The sequence below is a fragment of the Sunxiuqinia sp. A32 genome (assembly GCF_052690465.1).
The window spans coordinates 101,251-121,500 of sequence record NZ_JBQYLI010000002.1 but is presented as its reverse complement, the minus strand read 5'-3'; the positions used below and the strand labels follow the sequence as shown (position 1 = coordinate 121,500).

At 35.3% G+C, this 20,250-nt stretch carries 16 protein-coding genes; 12 read left to right on the top strand and 4 right to left on the bottom strand.

Annotation, left to right across the window (positions count from 1 at the left end; genetic code table 11):
• Positions 1-5 precede the first annotated feature (5 nt).
• Positions 6-2,072, bottom strand: a complete 2,067-nt coding sequence (locus ACUNWD_RS02435) for a hypothetical protein (protein ID WP_445586170.1) — start codon at positions 2,070-2,072, stop codon at positions 6-8.
• A gap of 79 nt (positions 2,073-2,151) precedes the next feature.
• Positions 2,152-3,078 (bottom strand): LuxR C-terminal-related transcriptional regulator, encoded by a 927-nt coding sequence (locus ACUNWD_RS02430; protein WP_445586169.1) that lies wholly within the window; start codon positions 3,076-3,078, stop codon positions 2,152-2,154.
• A gap of 170 nt (positions 3,079-3,248) precedes the next feature.
• Here ACUNWD_RS02430 and ACUNWD_RS02425 point away from each other — a divergent pair, with 170 nt between their 5' ends.
• Both ACUNWD_RS02425 and ACUNWD_RS02420 read left to right on the top strand, forming a co-directional pair.
• Positions 3,249-3,914 carry a hypothetical protein gene (locus tag ACUNWD_RS02425; protein ID WP_445586168.1) on the top strand — a complete coding sequence of 222 codons (666 nt, stop codon included), beginning with the start codon at positions 3,249-3,251 and terminating at the stop codon, positions 3,912-3,914.
• A 117-nt stretch (positions 3,915-4,031) separates the two neighbouring features.
• The gene (locus ACUNWD_RS02420) at positions 4,032-6,923 is read left to right on the top strand and encodes a TolB family protein (protein WP_445586167.1); all 2,892 of its coding nucleotides are present in this window, start codon (positions 4,032-4,034) and stop codon (positions 6,921-6,923) included.
• On the opposite strand, the gene ACUNWD_RS02415 is transcribed toward ACUNWD_RS02420, so the two are convergent.
• Positions 6,894-8,108, bottom strand: a complete 1,215-nt coding sequence (locus tag ACUNWD_RS02415; RefSeq protein WP_445586166.1) for a metallophosphoesterase — start codon at positions 8,106-8,108, stop codon at positions 6,894-6,896. The genes ACUNWD_RS02420 and ACUNWD_RS02415 overlap by 30 nt on opposite strands.
• A 47-nt stretch (positions 8,109-8,155) precedes the next feature.
• On the opposite strand from ACUNWD_RS02415, the gene ACUNWD_RS02410 reads away from it, so the two are divergent.
• The 10 genes from ACUNWD_RS02410 (at position 8,156) to ACUNWD_RS02365 (ending at position 18,342) form a co-directional block, all read left to right on the top strand.
• Positions 8,156-8,725, top strand: coding sequence for a nitroreductase family protein (locus tag ACUNWD_RS02410; RefSeq protein WP_445586165.1), 570 nt, complete (start codon positions 8,156-8,158; stop codon positions 8,723-8,725).
• A 764-nt stretch (positions 8,726-9,489) separates the two neighbouring features.
• On the top strand, positions 9,490-9,912 hold the full coding sequence (locus ACUNWD_RS02405; protein WP_445586164.1) for a helix-turn-helix domain-containing protein: 423 nt from the start codon (positions 9,490-9,492) through the stop codon (positions 9,910-9,912).
• A 129-nt stretch (positions 9,913-10,041) separates the two neighbouring features.
• Entirely contained in the window at positions 10,042-10,815 is a 774-nt protein-coding gene (locus tag ACUNWD_RS02400) for a dihydroorotate dehydrogenase electron transfer subunit (protein ID WP_445586163.1), read from the top strand.
• Positions 10,809-11,720 carry a dihydroorotate dehydrogenase gene (locus tag ACUNWD_RS02395; protein ID WP_445586162.1) on the top strand — a complete coding sequence of 304 codons (912 nt, stop codon included), beginning with the start codon at positions 10,809-10,811 and terminating at the stop codon, positions 11,718-11,720. Before ACUNWD_RS02400 ends, ACUNWD_RS02395 begins: the two co-directional genes overlap by 7 nt.
• A 97-nt stretch (positions 11,721-11,817) precedes the next feature.
• Complete coding sequence (locus tag ACUNWD_RS02390; protein WP_445586161.1) at positions 11,818-13,047, top strand: serine hydrolase domain-containing protein; 1,230 nt, start codon at positions 11,818-11,820, stop codon at positions 13,045-13,047.
• Between the two features lie 85 nt (positions 13,048-13,132).
• Positions 13,133-13,594 (top strand): hypothetical protein, encoded by a 462-nt coding sequence (locus tag ACUNWD_RS02385; protein WP_445586160.1) that lies wholly within the window; start codon positions 13,133-13,135, stop codon positions 13,592-13,594.
• 180 nt (positions 13,595-13,774) lie between these two features.
• Positions 13,775-15,127: a dihydrolipoamide acetyltransferase family protein gene (locus ACUNWD_RS02380; RefSeq protein WP_445586159.1), complete on the top strand. Its 1,353-nt coding sequence runs from the start codon at positions 13,775-13,777 to the stop codon at positions 15,125-15,127.
• 29 nt (positions 15,128-15,156) lie between these two features.
• Positions 15,157-17,199, top strand: a complete 2,043-nt coding sequence (locus tag ACUNWD_RS02375) for an alpha-ketoacid dehydrogenase subunit alpha/beta (protein WP_445586158.1) — start codon at positions 15,157-15,159, stop codon at positions 17,197-17,199.
• A gap of 17 nt (positions 17,200-17,216) precedes the next feature.
• The gene (locus ACUNWD_RS02370) at positions 17,217-17,729 is read left to right on the top strand and encodes a flavodoxin (RefSeq protein WP_445586157.1); all 513 of its coding nucleotides are present in this window, start codon (positions 17,217-17,219) and stop codon (positions 17,727-17,729) included.
• A gap of 142 nt (positions 17,730-17,871) precedes the next feature.
• On the top strand, positions 17,872-18,342 hold the full coding sequence (locus tag ACUNWD_RS02365) for a methylglyoxal synthase (protein ID WP_445586156.1): 471 nt from the start codon (positions 17,872-17,874) through the stop codon (positions 18,340-18,342).
• Between the two features lie 671 nt (positions 18,343-19,013).
• Here the strand turns inward: ACUNWD_RS02365 and ACUNWD_RS02360 are convergent.
• A complete protein-coding gene (locus ACUNWD_RS02360) occupies positions 19,014-20,201 on the bottom strand; it encodes a tetratricopeptide repeat protein (protein ID WP_445586155.1) in 1,188 nt (395 codons plus the stop codon).
• Between the last annotated feature and the right edge of the window lie 49 nt (positions 20,202-20,250).

Sequence of the window (20,250 nt, the reverse complement as noted above, 5' to 3'; positions counted from 1 at the left end):
ATACGCTAGTAAGTACCCCAAAACTTTCTCAAAAACCATTCCACACTAAATAAAACTAAAACAATCAAAAATAACCATTTAATATCCAATAGCTCCTGAAATATTTCTTGTTTTACGATTTGATGTTTTGTACTATTTATTTCCCTTAAAACTTCATCAAGTTTTTCAGAATTATTTGCATCAATGAACTGCCCACCCGTATTTGCTGATATTTTATTTAAAATCTGAAAATTAGCCCTGGTTTCCATCTGCTCTTGTTGGGAAGTACTGACCCTGAAATAACCAGTATCTACAAGCTTTTCGCCAGCCAATTCCGTAGTTGCCTGATAAGTATAATCCCCAATTGGTAAACGACCAGCATTCAACTGATATTGTTGATTTTGCCTGTCAAACACAAAATGATAATCGATACTGTCAGCAGTATTCAATTCAATATTGACCGCTGGCTCGTTAATAAGTTCATTGCTTGCATTAAATAATTCTGCTTGCATGACAACTGATTCATTCTCAAGAAAAATGGATGGACAATGAATGTTGAAATTATCGTCACCAGGCTTTATAATCAGGTAATTCACTATTTTTAAGAAGATATCATCAAAATACTGATGAGACCCGTTCTGCAGATAGTCATAAAGCCTCCATCGCCATACTCCCTCACCGGCGATGAAACCTTGTTTTACTCCATTTTTCAATCCAACAGAAATAAGAGGGTTCTTAGTTTCAATACCTTGTGTATTTTGAAACGCCAGCGTTTGGAAATCTTCGCCAACAGTAACGTTTCCAAATGGTGAAATAAGCGGTGGAAATTTGGCAAAAGTAGCCTTATAATCAGTTGATAGCGTAAATAAATTGAAACGCTCATTTATTGAAGCGATTGGGTTTTCATACAGACCTTGCTTTGCTTCAATTTGAAAATTCTTTTGAATAGAATTTAGATAGGGAATAGAACTTTCCTGGCCAATAACAAATAAAACGGGGCGATTACTTTTAATTAATTTTTCAGTTATTGGAATGAATTCACGGTTTTTTGATGGAAGTTGGTGTGCTACAATTAAATCAAAATCTTCAAAATTTGTCGAAGGTTTTATTCCTGTTATAATTTCGATATCAAAGTTTTGGTTGGATAGTAGTGATTGGTGTAGGGCTGCAATATCTGGATGCGCTCCACTTCCCAGCAACAATATCTTTTGTTTTTCTGCAATTACTTGAACAGAAAAGTCGAAGTTATTATTAGCCTGATTCTTTTCACTATCAATAGTCGACAGCTTAACATGGAAATTATTAATTCCCTCCCTGTCAGCCTTTAAACTTACAAGATCGCTGTAAAATTGCTGATTGGAGCTGATTAAAATAGCTTTTTTATAAACCTGCTTTGTTTCATTTTCTATTGTTAATTCAACTTGTTGACCAGCTGCCATCGAAAAATCGAGGTTAAGTTCTACTGGGAAGTAATCATTCAAAAAGGCTTGCTTATTGGTAATTACATTTTTTATTGCCAAATCAACATGTAGGGTGGTGTCACCAATACCAACGGTAAAGATTGGAAAAGGAACAGATTTGCTAACAAAAGAAGGGTCTTCACCCTCATTAAAAATACCATCACCCAAAAGTAAAACTCCACGAATCTGACTGTTTAAATAGTCCTTGATTAGTTCTTTAAGTATGTCACTATAGTTTGATTGTTTATCTGAAAATTGTAATTCGGAAGAAGGGGAGGCTTGCTCTCCAAATTGCCAGATTTTCAGTGTTGTTCCTGCTATTTCCTGTTCTACATCCTTTAATAATTGAGATACCTTTTCTTTATTTGGTATCATGGATTCAGAATTATCGACGGCAACAATAAAAATGGAATCGATTTTTTTATTCTTAATCCGCTTGATTAGTGGTTTGGTTATCAATAACGCAATCAGAAAAAAGGACAAGAACCGGATTACGGCAAGAAATCGCTTTTGAGGTTTGCTTAAAATATCTTCGTCGTTCCGAAGGTAAACTAAGTAAGTAACCAATAATGCAACAATAGCAGCAGCTAAAATAACCAGCAGCGAATATGTTTGGTATAAATGTACTTCCAAGGTAAAGTAATTTTGAACCTCAAATTTAATATTCTTAACTGAACTTAGAGAGTATTATTATAAAGTTTAAAAGAATAGATTAGGAACTTGATTTTACAGACTCATTTACTAGGTTGGTCAGTTGCACCCTGTTTGATACATTGGTTTTTGTATAAATTCGATGAGTATGGTCCTTTACCGTTTGTAAAGTGATAAAGAGTGATTCAGCAATTTCTTTATTGGTCTTTCCCTTTCGTATTTCCTGAATGATTTCAACCTCTCTTTTTGAGATTTCGTATTTCAAACAAAAGCTTTCAAAATCGCTAACCACGATAAAATTTTCTGTTGATTTGAATAAGAGAAATGTTGGAAGAATCGCAATGGAACTAAAATAGAAAAGAATAAATAAAACAACCACAAACCAGTGCGAAGAGATCATGAATAAAGAAATTGACAGGAGTAGGCATGGAATAAAAAGACTGTTCCAAATAACTAAAAGTGATTGATCAGTTGTTGCTTTTCTCCTTTTCAGAAGTAAGAAGATTCCTCCCAATAAAAGGAAACTCAAATTAAAAATGATGATCAAACGAAACATTAAAATGAGATCAATTGCTGCTTGAGCGGTTATTTGATTTTTAAAATGGATACCTAAAATAAAAAAGCTTATAAGCAGAAAAAAGAAATAGATAATCGCAGCCCGAGGAGATATTTTCATCCCAATTAGCTCAAGACAAAATTGAAGTAATAAATACCATGCAACAATTAGTAGTGGCATACCTAGGATTGGAAAAATTCCCAATAAGTTTGGGAAAAGATACTCCGCAATTTCAATATTTTCAAAGAGGAACCGGAAAATTAGATAACCCCATATACCATAAAATCCAAATGCTGTTAAAAATGTATCCATGTAGAATAGTGAAGATGCGTATGGATTGCTTTGTTTTTTCAATCGATAAGCACTCATAATTCCCAATGTTGACAATCCAACAGAGACTGCAAAAGTTATAACAAACAAGGTAAATCTCATTTCAAAAGCCAAATTAAGAAAAAGCGTGCAATCCGACACACTACCAAAGTAGGATATTGATTACAAGCTTTCCTACCTAAGTCGTATTTTTTCAATTCACTACTTTGGTAGGAAGGATATTAATATAGAGCCTCGTAAGTTTGTTTCAGTAATCAATAAAACGATAAGTCATGGAACTAATAAATTACACCACATTATCTCCAACCATAGGAGGAAGTTTCAGTAATGGTTGGGAAGTCATGAAAAAATATTTCCTCTATTTATTGATCGTCGTAATTGTTGTTGGAATCGTATCTGGTCCTTCTATGCAAAATCGGTATGATAGCCATGATTTCGAATGGTCTATAGGTTTTGCATTTCTGGTAATTTTTGCGATTGCGTATGCATTGTTACTGGTACCCGTTTTTCAGTATAGTTCTAAGCTCATTTACCTGGATGCTGTAAGAGATAAGGAAATAGATCTGAAAAAATTGGTGGCAGGTTTTAATAATTATTTGAATGTGATATTAGCCAACCTATTAAAAGTTACTTTGATTGTAATGGGGTTTCTATTTTTCATCGTACCTGGAATCATACTAGCGTGCCGACTGGCTTTTGTTTCCTACCTGGTGATGGATAAAAATATGGATCCGGTCCAGGCATTGGAGAAGAGTTGGAAAATGACCAGAGGCATTGGATGGAACATATTTTTTATGGCAATCATTTCATTTTTCATTGGGGTGGCAGGTTTTATCTTATTGATTGTCGGTATATTTCCTGCATTAATCTGGATACACTCTTCATTTGCGTCTCTTTACCAAGGAGTATTAAATAGGGAAGAAGTAGCTGTAATTTAGCACTAAGATTAAAACATATTAAAATTCATTACCGGGAAGTTTGTCCCGGTTTTTTTGTTTATATTTCATCTTCAAAAAAATGTAACGACTTTATTAATTGCGTGAATTTGAATTGATATGAAGTGGCTATTTTCGATTACCTTGTTTGTTTTTGTACTCTCGATTCATGCAAATGCTCAGTATTTTTCAACGGGTCAAGATCCTGCCAATGTAAGATGGCGACAAATCAATACCGATCATTTTCAATTAATATATCCGGAAGATTATGAAAGCAAGGCGCAACAAGTAGCCTATGTTTTTGAAAAAGTGTATACTTACGGATATCGAAGTTTGAATCATCCTCCCCAAAAAATATCCGTTATATTACATACTCATACTGTGAAATCGAATGGATTAGTTGCATGGTCTCCAAAAAGAGTGGAACTTTTTACAACACCACATCAGCGTATATATGCTCAGGATTGGTTGGAACAATTGGCAACACATGAATTTAGGCATGTAGTTCAAATGGACAAAATTCAATCTGAACTTCCGGATTTGTTGCCCGTGTTATTCGGAGAACAGGCCGCAGCGGCGGTTGTGGCTGCCTATCTTCCATTTTGGTTTATAGAAGGAGATGCTGTGGTTACAGAAACAGCTCTGTCTAAAACGGGACGGGGAAGATTACCATCTTTCTTAATGGAAAATAAAGCACAGACGATTGAGAAAGGACTATACTCCTATGATAAAGCATACCATGGCTCGTATCGTGATTTTGTGCCCAATCGCTATCGATTTGGATATTGGTTTGTAGGAGCAATTCGCGAAAAGTACGGTGCAAAAATTTGGTCCGATGTATTGAGTGAGATTGCTCAAAAACCGTTGTCAATTACCCCATTTGATAAGGTTTTAAAGCGGTACTCTGGAAAAAATAAAAATCAACTGTATCAGTCTGTATTTGAAGAGTATCGGCAGGATTGGCAAGATGAAGTTGATAATTTGATGTTAACAGATCAGACAAAAATTACTCATGGTAGTCTTTTTTTTACAAACTATAAATATTCATCAACTTTAGCAGATGGGAGTGTAGTTGCTGTAAAAGAGAGTAGGGATGATATTGATAGAATTGTGCAAATAAAAGATGGGATAGAGAATACTATTTATACTCCCGGTATAATTTTTCAAGAATCTTTTTCGGCTGTAGGAAATTTACTAATATGGTCCGAAAAGCGACCTGATCCCAGATGGTCTCATGCGGATGAGTCTGTTGTTGTTGTTGTCAATACAGAAACCTTGAAAAAGAGAAGTTTTAAGTTTGATAACAAGATTTTTAGCCCAGTAATATCTCCAGATGAAAAAAGTTTTGCAGCAGTTGAAGCTGACCGAAATAACAACTATTTTCTATCAACCTATGACTTACAAAGTGGAGAAAAAATTGCGAGTTATTCCACCCCCGATAATCAATGTTTTTTTACTCCTTGTTGGAATGACAATGGGCGAACGCTTTATTATATAAGTCTTTCAAATAAAGGAAAGCAACTTGGCGCACTTAATTTGTCCAATGGAAATTTTGAAAACCTCAGTTCTCCATCTTTCCATGATATTAGAAACCCATCATATTCTTCCGAAAAACTTTACTTCACTGGATCGTTTACAGGCATTGATAATATATACTGTTTCAACATAGCGGATCAAACAATTTCACAAATTACATCTGTTCGTTTTGGAGCGGATTATCCTTTAGTAAAGGATGAAAATTTACTTTTTAGCAATTATGATTCAGATGGATATGGCTTGTCTCAGCTGAAATTGGCTGATGGACTTGGAACGCAATTTGATCAAATAACACCTGCAAAATTTGAGTTGGCAGAGCATGTTGCACAGCAAGAAGATACAGTTCTTTCTTTTTTAGGATCGGAACAAGTACATTTTATTTCGAAAACCTATTCAAAGTTGGGTCATTTATTCAATTTTCATAGTTGGGCTCCAATTAATATGGATGTCGATAATTATGCACTAAAACCAGGAGTTTCATTATTTTCTCAAAATAAATTAGGTACTGCTGAAACACAATTGGGTTATGAATACGATCCAGCAGAAGACGTAGGGAAATTTAAAGCTGGGTTCACATATTCTGGATTATATCCAGTTTTTGACTCCGAAATTAGCTATGGAAAACGAAGTTCAAATTATTTGCTAATTGAAAATACAGTTAATCAATTTGGACAAATTATTGATAGTGATACCACTACGCAACGCTTTTCATGGAACGAACTGGATGTAAATCTTGAGATGAAACTACCGATCTATTTTAGCCAGGGGAAATATGTTCAGGTTCTTCAGCCAACTATTGGATATTCGTTGCGAAAAGTTTCACATGACGACACTACTCCTGACGAATATTTTGAGGGGCATTATCATTCAATGGCCTATCAACTTTATTTTCAAAATTTGTTATTAAAATCAGAGTTGGATGTGTATCCAAATTGGGGACAGACAGCTGAAGTATTTTATCGTCACAATCCTTTTAATGGAGAAAAACTTGGCTCTCTTGCAGCAGTTCAATCCTATCTGTTTTTTCCGGGAGTGATGGGAAATCATGGGATTCGTGTGTATAATGGATACCAGGAAAGACGATATGATGGAACAATTTCATATTCCGATATCCTGAAGTATCCTCGAGGAACTAACAGTTTCCACAATAATAAAATGTATTCATTCGGGATAGATTACGCCATGCCTCTTTTGTATCCCGATATAAATTTTGGGCCGTTAGCGTATCTAAAACGAATAAGAACTTCAGTTTTTTATGATTATGCTCATCTGACTGGAAATATATATGATACTGATGGACAGGTTACAGGAACGTTTTCAGGAGCATTGAAATCTGTTGGAGCTGAACTTATTGGAGATGGTCATTTCTTAAGATTAGTTGTTCCGGTTTCAACAGGAATTCGTGGTTCTTATCATCCCAATAAACAAACCTTTAGTTTTGAGTTTTTATTCTCGGTTAGTTTCGACTCCATCTGAAAATAAATTGATAAGAGTTATTTCAGGTCTCATATCCATCCTTCCCAATAAGCCAACACATCCAAGTCCTCGGTTCACGTATAAATATCTATTTTCATTTTCATATAAACCTCCCCAATATTTTTGTAGGAAATACATGGGGCTAAATTCAATCCCTGCAATTTTGAAACCTGACTGGGCGGCATGAGTGTGCCCCGAGAGTGTCAAGGATATTTTCGTGTCTGGTAAAACTTTGGCTTCCCAATGTGCCGGATCATGAGACAGCAAAATCTTAAATCCGTCATCTGGAGTTCCTGTTATTGCTTTATCCAATTCCGCATATTGTGGAAAAGGTGGATGTCCCCAATTTTCAACTCCAACAATAAAAATTGAAGTGTCTTTTATTTGAATGCTTTCTGATTCATTGAAAAGTAAAGCAAAACCTGCCTCTTCAATCGCATTGCACAGTTTCCGGTGGTTCATGATTTTTGCAGAATCCGTCTCCCAATTTGAATAGTCACCGTAATCATGGTTACCCAAAATGGCAAATTTTCCATATTTTGATTTTAATGCAGCTAACTCATCCTCAAAACCTACCATTTCCTCATAGTAATTATTTACCATGTCTCCTGTAAAAACAATAATATCAGGCTCCAATTTATTAACGATATCAACGGTTTCAGCAATTGTTTCAGTATTTTTAAAACTCGCCAGGTGTAAATCAGATAATTGCACAATTGATATTCCATCCAGTGATTCAGGCAAATCAGATAAATGAATTTCTTGTTTTTCCAATCGCAAGCTGAGCCTTCCAAAAGTAATACCCCAGCCAATGCTAATTAAAATGCCAAGGCTTAATATTAAACCACCCATCAAAACATTCTTTGCAAGCTGCTTTAATCGCATAAGTCTTAGTATCCAGGAAATGAACAGAAATACGATTACGATTAATTTAGGGATTAGATTTAAGACTGTTATGGATATTACAAAATAGAAAAATTGATAATCAACAGTTTCTCTGATTCTGCTGGGATTCAAAAAGGCAAATGCCAAAATGCCTATAAAAATCAAACTTAGAGTTGAATACAAATAGGTGAACTTTTTACTTTTTTTGGGCAAGAGTTGATGCGCCGCCAAATAAGCAAGTACTTCAACCAAAATCATAAAAATCAAAAAGAAATAAAATGCGGATCCAATTCCTCTCATACAACAATAATATATAAAACCTGTTATTAGAAAAAAGACAATTAAATATGAATGCTAAGTTAAACAAGTTGATTGAACAGAGGTACAGTCCCAAGGCATTTTCAGCAAATAAAGTTGAAGTCGAAAAAGTTCGTCTGTTAATTGATGCTGCAAAATGGGCAGCATCTTCCCGAAACGAACAACCCTGGCGATTTATCATCGGAGAAAGAGATCGTATAAATCATAAAAACATATTTAGCACCTTAACATCTTCGAATCAACTTTGGAATGAAAAAGTTCCCTTGTTAATAATGACACTTATCAAAAAAGATAGCTCATATCATGGCCGACCAAATTTCTATGCACAGCATGATCTTGGATTAGCAATTGGTAATCTATGTGTGCAAGCTACTTATATGGGACTACATGTTCACCAAATGGGAGGGTTTGACAAAGAAATGGCGACAGATGCTTTTAGCATTCCGGAACAGTTTATTCCCATGACAGTTATTGCTGTCGGATATATTGAAAATAAAGATGGGATTTCGGATGATCTTAAAAAAGAAGATCAACAACCGAGAACCAGAAAAACGTTTGACCAAATTGTGTTTAATGATGACTGGAACAAGTTAATATAGGTAAAGAACACTCCTTTTTTTGTTATTTTATTTTTCTGAACAATTAAGTCAACTCAAATAATTAAGCGTAAGAATCAACTAATTCGTTAAAATATAGTGAACTAGTATTGTTTGAATTTGAGTTTTGACTCGCTGAGAATTAAATAGCTGTAATTGTATAGGGTATCACCAAGTATTTTTCAATTCTCAGGTCTGTAGTTTATTCAATAATCCCATCTTTCGGATGCTAACTTATTCATCCACCTGGAAAAAATAGTGAATCTAGCTTAGATATGCATTTCTTCTTAATCTGTCTTCAACTGATTTCATAAAAGAAAAAGGTAAATTCTTGTAGTTTACAAATATAAATAGTTAAAATCCATTGTCACATTTCCGTATCCTAGAGTAATATGCAATATTGTAAATAAGAATTTAGTTTGACTATTTACAATGTAATCAACCCCGAGTTAATAACGAATATATTTCACTTTCAAATATATATAGTATATATTATCAGTCGCTTACGGTTTGTTATTTGATCTGTTTATTTAAGCATGGGCAGTAATCTGAAGCAATAGGACTTAAAATGCATCGCTTGCAGTATTTATATGTCTTTATATTAAGTATATATAAGTTTTAATTAATGTATTAGATTAAGTTGAAAGATCGATATTTAAATTGTAAACAGCGAGCTTGATCACATATGTATATTACAGTAAGTTACAAATGTTACTTGTTGGTTTATTCGTAATGTTTATATTTGTAACATCTTACAATTAACATTTATGAATGACAGGATAAAGCAATTCATGAGCCATAAGGGCATTACTCCTTCAGAGTTGGCAGATAATATTGGAGTGCAGCGTTCAAATGTTACTCACGTGTTAAATGGACGCAATAAGCCAAGTTTTCAATTTATTGCTAAACTTCTGGAAACTTATCCTGAAATAGATGCTAAGTGGTTGATTATGGGCGTTGGTGATATGCTTGAATCAACGAATACAGAAATATCGGTGAATTTATTTGATACTCCGAAAGCCCCTGAGCCACCTGTTGAATCTACGAACAAGAGTGCCGACATTAAGCCTGATATTCAGAGTGCTCCTTTAAAAAATGAAATTCCGTCAGAACCTGAGGCGAAAAGTGTTGAAAGAATAGTGGTGTTTTATACCGATCAAACTTTTAGAGAGTACACTCCATCAAAATAAATTTTTCTGGTTATCTTTGCGAGCAAATAATAGCTTTGCAGTTATAATGTGGCATAGAATTCTATTCATGCGACCTTATAAGTATATATGCAAAGTATTGATTGTCAATTTGAATAACATTTTTTCTACATGAAAAAAGCTGTACAGGAATTTTTACTGGTAAGCAATACCCAATTAAATCACGATAATTTTCTGCTTAAATTAAAATCACCCTTGCTATTGCAGGAGGTGTATCCTGGCCAATTTGTAAATGTTGAGATAAAAAAATCTACGGAAACATTTTTGCGTAGGCCATTTTCGATTCTTGATGCTGACTACGAGGAAAACACTCTTTCTTTGCTAGTTAAGATACTTGGTCGAGGTTCTAAAGTACTTACTTCGTATAATGAAGGAGATACAATAAGTATGGTTTTTCCTCTGGGTAAGGGTTTTACAAAGCCAGATAAGCAGGATAAAGTTCTATTAATTGGAGGTGGCAGTGGTGTTGCTCCTATGCTCTTTTTAGCAAAGACCTGCGGTTTGGACCCTAATCAGGTGCATGTATTGTTGGGGGCCAGAAGTGAGGCTGATCACGTTGATGTTAGTGAATACAAGAAATATGGTCAATTTTACTATTCTAGCGAGGATGGAAGTCTTGGTGAAAAAGGATTTGTAACGCATCACTCGGTATTTAATAATGACTTAGCGTCTTTTGATAAAATATATACTTGTGGTCCGGATTTGATGATGAAGGCAATAGCAGCAGAAGCTGCAAAGAATGATGTTTATTGTGAAGTGTCATTAGAAAATCTGATGGCTTGTGGTTTTGGAGTTTGTCTTTGTTGCGTGGAAAAAACAAAAGAAGGTCATGTATGTGTGTGCACTGAAGGTCCGGTTTTTAATATCAAAGAATTGTCATGGTAGATTTAAAAGTCAATATAAAAGATTTAGTATTTAAAAACCCTGTTTTAACAGCGTCCGGAACTTGTGGTTTTGGTGAAGAAATCGCTGATTTTGTCGATTTGGAGAAACTTGGTGGTGTTGTTATGAAAGGGACAACCTTGCATCCCAGACAGGGAAATGATTATCCCAGGATGGCTGAAACACCATCAGGAATGCTAAATGCAGTAGGACTTCAAAATAAAGGAGTAGAGAACTTTATAAAGAACATCTACCCAAATATTAAAAATATAGACAGCAATTTTATTGTAAATGTCAATGGTTCAACTATTGAAGAGTACGTTGACTTGACAGAGAAAATCAATGAATTGGACAAAATCCCTGCAATTGAGTTAAATATTAGCTGTCCAAACGTTAAAGAGGGAGGTATGGCATTTGGTGTCAGTTGTCCTTCTGCTGAAAGGGTTGTGAAAGCTGTTCGGGATGTATACAATAAACCGTTAATTGTTAAGTTATCACCTAATGTGACTAACATAGCAGAGATAGCCAAGGCTGTTGAAGGTCAAGGTGCTGATGGTGTTTCGTTGGTGAATACGTTTCTGGGGATGGCAATTGACGCAAATAATAGAAAGCCATTGCTTTCAACTATTACTGGCGGACTGTCAGGCCCCGCGATAAAGCCAATTGCGCTTAGAATGGTATGGCAGGTTTCACAAGCGGTTAATATTCCGGTCATAGGCATGGGGGGAATAATGAATGCAACTGATGCTATTGAGTTTATGCTGGCTGGTGCTACTGCAGTTCAGATTGGTACTGCGATATTTATTGATCCTACTATTCCAGTGCAAATTGTAGAAGGAATAGAGCAATATTTGGAGAAGCATAATTTTGCGGAGGTGAAGGATATTATTGGGGAGTTACAAATATAAATTACTAAGATTACATTTGTAAATGAGGTATTTGAAATATATATTTCTTTTTAGTGCATTTGTTTTATCAATCGGTTCAAAGAGTACATTGAACCATATGAAAATACCTGCTTATTATGAACTTGAACTAAAAGGTTTGAATAATAGGATAAGCAATGACCTATCTGAATTTGATAAGGCTGAATATATTTCCAGTAAAGTAAATCGATTCATCAAAAAATGGGAGCTGAAAGGAGTTTCAGTTGCTATAATTAAGGATGAGCAGCTTGTTTATGCTCAGGGATTTGGAATTGCAAATGATGAAAATGAGCCAGTACAACCTGGTCATCTTTTTCGGGTAGCCAGTGTTTCTAAGTTAATTACAGGGATTGCTATTATGTATTTGGTAGAGCAGGGAAAGCTTAGACTTACAGATAAAGTGTTTGGCCCTGATGCCATTATAAACGATAGTACATTTAATAAGGTTAGAGATAAAAAACTTTACAATATTACAATACAGCATTTGTTGGCGCATTCTGGAGGTTGGTCTCAGAGTTATGGAGATCCGGCATTTAATTCGATAAGCATTGCCAAAAAGGTAGGAGATCCGCTACCTGCCACAATAGATACATACAATGAATTTGTAGCGAGTAGAAGACTTTCATTTCCTCCAGGCTCAAGGGTTTCCTATTCGAATATGGGATATATGTTTTTAGGGGAAGTAATTGAAAAGATCACAGGTAAAGACTATGAATCTTATATTCGGGACGAAATTTTAGTTCCTAATGGAATATTAGACATGCATATTGGTTCCAGTTACAAGGATGGACAATATTCAAATGAGGTAAATTACTACGAACAGCGTGGAAGCTTGAAGGTTCCTTCTTTTGAAGGTAGAGGTGATTATGTACCAAAAACATATGGAGGTAATCCTATTGAACTCCTAAGCGCTGCTGGTGGATGGATTTGTTCTTCGGTTGAATTGGCAAGATTGTTGGTTTTGGTCGACGGACACCCCTTTGTAAGAGATATATTATCTGATGCTTCAATTGAAACTATGACTGACAATACCTATGCGAAGGGCCCGCTGGGGTGGCGTTTTGCTTCTGGGACCGGTATTTGGACACGTACTGGAAGTATGGCTGGTACATCTGCAATGATTAAACGTCAGAATGATGGTTTAACCTGGATTTTTCTTTCCAACACCAGCAGTTGGAAAGGATCCAAGTTCACTACTGACATTAACTATTTCATGAACCAAATAACATCTAGAGTTTCTCAGTGGCCAGATGTAGATCTTTTCAATTATTATCCCATTGAAAGTTTAGAAATCGCTTTCATTCAGTAAACTGCTTTACAGCATTTTTCATTCATTTTTAGATTCTTGCTAATAAATAATTTCTATTTTTAGAGTGAATAAGATATGAGGGGATATGAAAAATTTGCTGCTTTTTTTACTAGTCTACTTGATTTCACAAGTTGTATTTTCACAGGAAGAATATGTTTTTAATATTGATTCTGTGACCTGTCCGAAGGTTGCTGTTAATGATTGTCAAAGCCTGCCGTATATGAGTGCTGATGTCTCTGTAATGTATGAGCAATTCAACAGGATGTACACCCGAAAAATAGATTGTGGCCCGCCGGCTCATATTTCAAGTGTTGAAATAGACAAACCAGACTTATACTATTCGATAAAAAAACTATCCAAATATTATTTTAAAGGTCTCAAAAAAGGAATAATTGATAAAAATGAGGCTGAAAAGGAACTGCAGGATATTCTACAAAAATGCATGGCATTACATTCGTTAAAAACATCTCCAATTGAGCAAGAGTTAAAAGCTGCCAATAATCCGACAGAAATATTAGGTATTTTTCAAAAAATTGTAATCGAATAGGCGCAATTAATTTCAATTTATCAGCAATCAACTATTTATTTAAATTTCGCCGATACCTCGCATTCTATGCAGGCATTTAATTGTTTTGTTCATCTTTTTATGGGGTGAACTTTTAAACTCTTAGCTTGTTAGTTAAGTTGATTTTAGGAATAATTAAATGTTAAATAAATAGTTAGGTATATGTCTGATTTTAAAATCCTAATGCCAAAATTAGGAGAAAGTGTACAGGAAGCAACTATTACCAAATGGTTCGTAAAAGAAGGTGATAAAATTGAAGAAGATGATTCAATTTTTGAAGTTGCTACCGATAAAGTTGATTCTGAGATACCTTCTCCTGTTGATGGTGTAATTTCAAAAGTATTTTTTGAAGAAGACGCATTGGTTCCTGTTGGTGAGGTTGTTGCCATCGTAAAATTGGATGATGATGACGATGAAATCCTAGAAGAGCCAACAAAAGAGAAAGAGGCCGCAGAACTGAAAGTCGAAGAAAAACAGCCAGTTGCTGAGAAAAAGATACAAGAAGCTCCGGAAGCTCCGGAAATAAAGGAAGAAGTTAAGCCAGTCGTTCAGGAACAAAAAGTAACGGATGATTTTAAGTCTTCAAGTAACCGATTTTATTCACCGCTAGTTAAGAGCATTGCACTTCAGGAAGGAATTAGCTTGGCTGAATTGGAATCGATTAGTGGATCTGGTCATAATGGACGTGTTCAAAAGAATGATTTGCTAAAATATCTGGAAGATCGTAAAGCAGGTAAAATTACGAAACCTGCTGCTGATAAAGTAGAGAAACCATCAATGCCTAAAGTTAGTCCATCAATTGCATCAGGAGAACAAATCATTGAAATGGATCGCGTTCGAAAATTGATTGCGGATCACATGGTCAAGTCAAAACAAACATCAGCACACGTAACGTCAGTTGTAGAAGCAGATGTAACTGATTTGGTTTTATGGAGAACAAAAGTTAAGGATCAATTCCAACAAAAATATGGAGAGAAACTTACTTTCATGCCCGTGTTTATTGAGGCAGTAGCCAAGGCTTTAACTGAGTTTCCATTAGTGAATTCATCAGTAGAAGATAATAAAATCTATTTACATCCAAATGTAAATATGGGAATTGCTGTTGCCAAACCAGATGGAAACCTTGTTGTTCCGGTAATAAAGGAAGCTGAACAGAAGAACTTGCTCGGTTTGACAAAAAGCATGAATCAATTGGCCAATGGTGCCCGCAATAATAAATTAAGTCCGGATGATTACCAGAGCGGTACATTTACGATTACGAATTTCGGTTCTTTCAGAAACATAATTGGAACACCAATTATTAATCAGCCACAAGTTGCAATACTTGCAACAGGAAGTATTGAGAAAAAACCTGCCGTTATGGAAACTTCAACTGGTGATGTAATTGTAGTTCGGCATAAAATGTTTTTATCACTTTCTTATGATCATCGAATTATCGATGGTGCCTTAGGAGGTGCTTTCCTAAGAAGAATTGCAGACATACTGGAAGGTTTTGATCCTTCTCGTGAAGTCTAAGTGTAGAATGTCTAAAAATCAAAAATAATATGACAACTGTTCCAAAAGTATATTCAATAAAAAAGACTCCAAAAGAAACGATTGTTAACTGGTACCGGCTTTTGGCTTTAGGACGTGAGATTGATAACAAAGCTCCCAATTACCTGAAACAGGCAATTGGTTGGTCTTACCATGCATCTTATGCTGGACATGACGGTATTCAGCTGGCAATTGGCCAATTGTTTGAAAAGAAAGTTGATCACATGTTTTTTTACTATCGTGATTTACTATCGGCTCTTTCTGCTGGTCTGACAGCTGAAGAAATAATACTGAATGGTATTTCCAAAGCAACGGACTTAACCAGTGGAGGGCGGCATATGTCAAATCATTATGCCAAAATTGATTGGAATATTCACAATGTATCATCACTTACTGGAAATCACACCCTTCATGCCGTTGGAGTGGCTCGGGCTATAAAATATTATGGCGAAAAGGCAGTCGCAATCAGTTCACAAGGTGAGTCATCTGTCTCAGAAGGTTATGTTTATGAGGCAATTAATGGTGCTTCTAAAGAAAAGCTTCCTGTGATTTTTGTAATTCAGGATAATGGGTACGGTATTTCTGTTCCCAAAAAAGATCAAACTGCAAACCGAAAAGTTGCCAATAATTTCTCTGGATTTAAAAATTTGAGGATTATTCATTGCAACGGAAAGGATGTATTTGATTCAATGAATGCGATGACTGAAGCGAAGAAGCATGTTCTTGAAAAAGGAGAGCCAGTGATCGTTCAGGCAAATTGTGTGCGTGTTCATTCGCATTCTAATTCTGACAGACACGAATTGTACCGTTCAGAAGCAGAGCGTAACTATGTTCTGGATTATGATCCAATGGACAAATTTGAAAGAATGCTTAAGCGTTACAACAGGCTTTCTGAAGAGGAGATGGAGGAAATTATTGTCGAAGCGAAGCAAATCCTTAAAACAGCGCATAAAGCGGCATTAAAAGCTCCGGATCCTGATCCAAACACCTACTTGGATCATGTTCTCCCTGAGCCATATCAACCTGCGAAGTACACAGATGGTACTCATCAGGAAGATGGTGAAAGTAAAAAGCTCATTACTGCTTTGAATGAAACTCTAAAAGCTGAATTCCGGCATAACCCAGACACTTTTATTTGGGGACAGGATATGGCGAATAAGGACAAAGGAGGCGTTTTTAACGTTTCAAAAGGCTTACAGCAAGAATTTGGTCCTAAGCGAGTATTTAATGCGCCTATTGCAGAGGATTTCATTATGGGAACAGCAAATGGTATGTCCCGATATGATGAAAAAATTCGAATTGTCGTTGAAGGGGCTGAATTTGCTGATTATTTCTGGCCGGCGATGGAACAATATGTAGATTCAAGCCATGATTTCTGGCGATCAAATGGACAGTTTACTCCGAATGTGACTATTCGATTGGCATCCGGAGGATATATTGGAGGTGGGCTTTATCACTCACAAACAATTGAAGGTGCACTAACTTCTATTCCTGGAGTTAGAATTGTTTATCCTTCATTCGCTGATGATGCAGCTGGTCTGTTGAGAACCGCATTGCGTTCGAGAGGTATGACCATGTTTATGGAGCCAAAAGCCTTATATAACGATCCTAAAGCAGCAACTGTGATTCCTGATGATTTTGAGGTTCCATTTGGAAAAGCAAGAACAAGAAGAGAAGGATCTGATCTTTTCATTATTACATATGGTAATACAACACATATGTGCCTGGAGGCAGCTAATAAGCTTGCTGATGAAGGATTTGAATGCGAGGTACTTGACTTAAGGTCTTTAGTTCCGCTTGATAAGGAAGCAATTGTTGCCGGTGTTAAGAAGATTGGTAAAGTATTGATTGTACATGAAGATAAAGTGCATTCAGGGTTTGGTGCTGAATTGTCATCGACTATTATGGAAGAAGCTTTTGAATACCTGGATGGACCTGTAAATAGAGTAGGTTCTTCTTTTACTCCAGTTGGCTTCCACCGGTCGTTTGAACGGATAATTCTCCCAAATGCAGAAAAAATTTACAATGCAGCCAAAAACATCTTAGCTTACTAACTAAAACAAGAATTACAATGAGCAAAACTGCAATTATTTATAGTTTCAATTCTAATAAAACTGCAAAAGCCGGGGAAAAGATCAAAGAAGCAATTGGCAAATCTCTGGATGTCGAAGTTGTTAATGCAGAGGATATAACCGAAGATAAATTTCTCTCTTACAATCAACTAATATTAGGAGTTCCAACCTGGTTTGATGGAGAATTGCCGAACTATTGGGATGAATTTGTGCCCGCTTTGGAGGATTTGAATCTCAAAGGAAAAACCGTGGCTATTTATGGACTTGCTGATCAAGTTGGTTATCCGGAAAACTTTGCAGATGGGGTTGGCATTATGGCTCGGTTACTTCGAGATAGAGGTGCCACAATAGTTGGTTCAACCAAAAACGAAAAGTATGAATTTGAGTCATCTCATGCGTTGGAAAATGGTAATTTTATGGGGCTGGTATTAGATCAGGAAAACCAGGCTCGACTTTCAAAAAAGCGCATAGATGATTGGGTAACCGAGATTGTTAAAGTATTCAAAAAATAGATTGCTAATATTTTGAAGTTAACAGGCATAGGCTATTCGCTAATGCCTGTTTTTTTTATTCCATATCTGAGAGATATGAGATAAGTCGGTTTTTCCTTTACAAAAAGGATATCTTTACCAGCGAATTAAACAATTAAAAGACATGAAGAAAAAGAAAATGATAGCCCTTGTGGCACATGATAATAGAAAGAAAGATATGATGGAATGGGTTTCCTGGAATTGGAACGAATTTGTTCCTCATAGTATCGTTTGCACTGGAACAACCGGAAAGCATGTTCAGGATGTATTGACAGATAGATGTCATGAGCACGATATTGCTCCTCCGGAAGTAATTCGTTTAAAATCGGGGCCGTTAGGAGGAGATCAGCAACTTGGATCGATGATTGCTGAAGGAAAGGTGGATATGCTTATCTTTTTTTGGGATCCAATGCAACCGCAACCTCATGATGTTGATGTGAAAGCGCTATTAAGAATAGCAGTATTATATAATATTCCAACTGCATCTAATCGGTCTACAGCTGATTTTATGATTTCTTCAAAACTGTTTCATCAAGAATACAAACCCACTGTAAAAGATTATTCAACTTACATTAAAAGGGAAGTAGATCTGTGACAATCAATGGCTAAATGTGAATTAATTAATGTAAACTAAGTTGTAATGCAGTGACGATATATGTAAATATGCATGTATAAACAACTCTTGGTTAAGACTTTATGTGGCTGTCGGGCAATTTACATATGTACCGTTCTTGATTTTTTAAAAAAATATACCAGATAATATATGTTTCAAATACGGATATTATACAGATTACTAATGGTTGATTTGAGTGAATCTTCAAATAGTTTTATTAAATGTATTCTGATTATTCCAGGCATATAATTGATACAAATCTGTTAATGGTAGTATAAAAGTAGAAAGTATTCTCAAAAAAGGACTTCAGAATTATAACATAATTAAGTCAATTTCTTGGCGATATTTCAAACTCAATTGAACTCTTATAAGAAAATTAGAATCTATAAAACTGTATTTAAAGTTGGAATACATGGTAAACGTTAGTTATAGGCTGTGTTTCTAATGCAATTAAAGTTTTATATAACTGTTTTAACGAAATATTCTAACTGAGAAAAAGTATGGATAAAATTGAGCTATTGACAGAGTATAATTGTCTTATTTAATGAATTACAGTAAAACTTTCAAAAAAACACATTTGTCCTATAGTTGATATTATGTTATTTATGTGTGTTTAAAAAAAGAGGGAAAATTAATCCCTCCCTTTATATCTCTTATTGATTGATTTCTTCAAGTCGCTTATTTACGCCTTCATATTTCTCCATCATTTTCAGACGGTAATAAAGTGTTTTAAGTGCTTCAAGTGAAAAAGAATCTTCTGGCTTAAGCTCAGAAGCTCTTTCCATATAAGGAATTGCTTTCTTAAACTCGATATCAGCTTTAGCAATTTCTGCATCATATTTATCAGGTTCGCTGGCAGGAACTGAATTTGCAACATCTATTTGCTTTACACCTAAGTTATAATATATAGTTCCCAGGTTGTAATATGCATCGTAATAATCGTCTTTTAACTCGATAGCTTTTTTATACGAAACAACAGCATCTTCTATTCTTTCTAATTTATCAAATAATGAACCTTGAGCAAAATAGAAAGTTGCATTTGTTGGATCTTGATCAATAGCTAGTTTTAAGTATTTCATTGCATCATCTACCTTGTTAGAATTTAGATAGATATTAATGAGTTGAACCATGATTGAACTATTCTCAGGATACTTTTCAAAACCTTCCTGTAAAGTCTCCAATGCCCCAAGAGTATCAGTTTTAGATATATAGCTAGATGCAATTAACTCATACGTACGAGCACCGTTATATCCTAATTCAGCGGCATCTTTATAATATTTAATGGCTTCATCAAATTTTTCAGCATTATAAGCAGCTAAACCGGCATTATAAATAATTACAGTATCAATTGAAGCTTCTCCTTCTTCAGCCATTAATGGCATTTCTTCAATTTCTAAAATCCTCTTAAACGATTCCAATGCTGTATTGTAATCATTATCATTGAAAGCTTTTACCGCTTGGTCTGTAAAGTCAGAAGTCAGCAGGGTAAGTTTAATTTTAATAGTTGGATTGTTACGATCTTTATCATCCAGTTCTAACGCTTTTTTGTAAGATTCCAGCGCTGTACTTAATGGATTCTCAACTTGTTTCTTTACGTTTTCATCTTTTGATTGATAAACCGCTTGGTAAATTTCGCCTCTAACTTCCCATGTTTTTGGCCAAGGAATTGTTTTTTCAGCTTTTGGATTGTTAGGATCAATAGTTTCTTTAATTGCATCCAATGCTTCCTGCAGCTTCTGGGTATCTTTATAACTTTGAGCGCTGATTACTTTCCCTTTTTGGGCGTAAGTGGCAGCAACACAAACAATTAAAGCGATTAATAGAATAGTTCTCTTCATCATGTTATTAATTTTTTATTTTTTTTGCTACAAATTTAATTTTTTTAGTTTC

What these genes read in the sequence shown, in the direction of transcription:
- ACUNWD_RS02430 (WP_445586169.1), bottom strand. Translation starts at nt 3,078, where the DNA reads ATGAGATTTACCTTGTTTGTTATAACTTTTGCAGTCTCTGTTGGATTG.
- ACUNWD_RS02425 (WP_445586168.1), top strand. Translation starts at nt 3,249, where the DNA reads ATGGAACTAATAAATTACACCACATTATCTCCAACCATAGGAGGAAGT.
- ACUNWD_RS02420 (WP_445586167.1), top strand. Translation starts at nt 4,032, where the DNA reads ATGAAGTGGCTATTTTCGATTACCTTGTTTGTTTTTGTACTCTCGATT.
- ACUNWD_RS02415 (WP_445586166.1), bottom strand. Translation starts at nt 8,108, where the DNA reads ATGAGAGGAATTGGATCCGCATTTTATTTCTTTTTGATTTTTATGATT.
- ACUNWD_RS02410 (WP_445586165.1), top strand. Translation starts at nt 8,156, where the DNA reads ATGAATGCTAAGTTAAACAAGTTGATTGAACAGAGGTACAGTCCCAAG.
- ACUNWD_RS02405 (WP_445586164.1), top strand. Translation starts at nt 9,490, where the DNA reads ATGAATGACAGGATAAAGCAATTCATGAGCCATAAGGGCATTACTCCT.
- ACUNWD_RS02400 (WP_445586163.1), top strand. Translation starts at nt 10,042, where the DNA reads ATGAAAAAAGCTGTACAGGAATTTTTACTGGTAAGCAATACCCAATTA.
- ACUNWD_RS02395 (WP_445586162.1), top strand. Translation starts at nt 10,809, where the DNA reads ATGGTAGATTTAAAAGTCAATATAAAAGATTTAGTATTTAAAAACCCT.
- ACUNWD_RS02390 (WP_445586161.1), top strand. Translation starts at nt 11,818, where the DNA reads ATGAAAATACCTGCTTATTATGAACTTGAACTAAAAGGTTTGAATAAT.
- ACUNWD_RS02385 (WP_445586160.1), top strand. Translation starts at nt 13,133, where the DNA reads ATGAAAAATTTGCTGCTTTTTTTACTAGTCTACTTGATTTCACAAGTT.
- ACUNWD_RS02380 (WP_445586159.1), top strand. Translation starts at nt 13,775, where the DNA reads ATGTCTGATTTTAAAATCCTAATGCCAAAATTAGGAGAAAGTGTACAG.
- ACUNWD_RS02375 (WP_445586158.1), top strand. Translation starts at nt 15,157, where the DNA reads ATGACAACTGTTCCAAAAGTATATTCAATAAAAAAGACTCCAAAAGAA.
- ACUNWD_RS02370 (WP_445586157.1), top strand. Translation starts at nt 17,217, where the DNA reads ATGAGCAAAACTGCAATTATTTATAGTTTCAATTCTAATAAAACTGCA.
- ACUNWD_RS02365 (WP_445586156.1), top strand. Translation starts at nt 17,872, where the DNA reads ATGAAGAAAAAGAAAATGATAGCCCTTGTGGCACATGATAATAGAAAG.
- ACUNWD_RS02360 (WP_445586155.1), bottom strand. Translation starts at nt 20,201, where the DNA reads ATGATGAAGAGAACTATTCTATTAATCGCTTTAATTGTTTGTGTTGCT.